The organism is Streptomyces sp. NPDC058469, assembly GCF_042721125.1.
Lineage (GTDB): Bacteria > Actinomycetota > Actinomycetes > Streptomycetales > Streptomycetaceae > Streptomyces.
The window spans coordinates 34,556-35,132 of the sequence record NZ_JBHXME010000118.1; the positions used below are offsets into that span (position 1 = coordinate 34,556).

The window sequence follows — 577 nt, forward strand, 5'->3', positions numbered from 1 at the left end:
GTCGTCCACCGCACGGCGTGCTGCCCGAATTTCGACTCTCCGTCGGAAGAGCCCACCACGACGCCGCGGGAGTCGATCGCCGCACCCGTGCTCTGGACGTGTCCCGGCAGGGTGCCGAGGTCGGTGATCGCGCCTTGGGCGTCCCAGATCACCGCGGAGTGCCGGCCGCTCGCGTGTGGGCATCAGCACACTCCGTCCCCGCAGGTCAACAGCAAGTTGACGGCCCTTCCAACAGCATGGTGGACTGCCGGAGCCATATACGGCGGCAGGAGAGGAAGCCGGTGCGAATCCGGCGCGGTCCCGCCACTGTCACCGGGGTAGGTAGCCCCGGGAGCCAGGAACTCTCACCGCCGGTCTCGTCGAACCAGGGCGTGGACACCCTGAGTGAGGACATATCGCCATGCTCGGCTGCCGTTCGAGGTCCCGTACCCCCGCAGTGTCCGACTCCGCGATCGGCTGAGCCGATGCCTGCCGATCGCGTCTTCGCGTACGGCGCCGCCGCCGGTCTTCTCGGTGACCACCTGCTCGGCGATCCCCGCCGCGGGCACCCGGTCGCCGCGTTCGGCCGCGTTGCCGG

1 pseudogene and 1 riboswitch are annotated in these 577 nt (G+C 70.0%); the pseudogene reads left to right on the plus strand.

Going from position 1 to position 577, the window contains the following annotated elements:
- Positions 1–222 precede the first annotated feature (222 nt).
- A riboswitch (cobalamin riboswitch) is annotated at positions 223–365 on the plus strand.
- A 99-nt stretch (positions 366–464) separates the two neighbouring features.
- Positions 465–577 (plus strand): annotated as a pseudogene (locus ACFWP5_RS36885) (cobalamin biosynthesis protein); the annotation flags it as partial.